Source organism: Paraburkholderia sp. RL17-347-BIC-D (assembly GCF_046027915.1).
Taxonomy (GTDB): Bacteria; Pseudomonadota; Gammaproteobacteria; order Burkholderiales; family Burkholderiaceae; genus Paraburkholderia.
In genome coordinates this window covers 1-239 of record NZ_JARESS010000309.1, presented here as the reverse complement: position 1 = coordinate 239, position 239 = coordinate 1, and the positions used below count along the sequence as shown (strand labels likewise).

General features: G+C 66.5%; 1 protein-coding gene. It reads right to left on the bottom strand.

Translation table 11 applies throughout. The features are described from left to right. Window positions 1-239 (bottom strand): response regulator (locus P0D96_RS48700; protein ID WP_408321540.1); only part of this gene is annotated, 239 nt, incomplete at both ends.

Here is a 239-nt window from a genome sequence, read left to right as displayed (position 1 = left end):
GAAGGCAAAGGGCTTGACGAGGTAATCGTCCGCGCCGAGTTCGAGACCGCGCACGCGGTCGTCGACGTCGTCGCGCGCGGTGAGGAACAGCACGGGCGTGGTGCGCGTGGCGCGCAAGGTCTTGACGATGGTCCAGCCGTCCATGCCGGGCAGCATCACGTCGAGCACGATCACGTCGTACTCTTCTTCCTGGGCGAGGATCAGCCCTTGCGGGCCGTCGTTCGCCACGTCGACCGCAT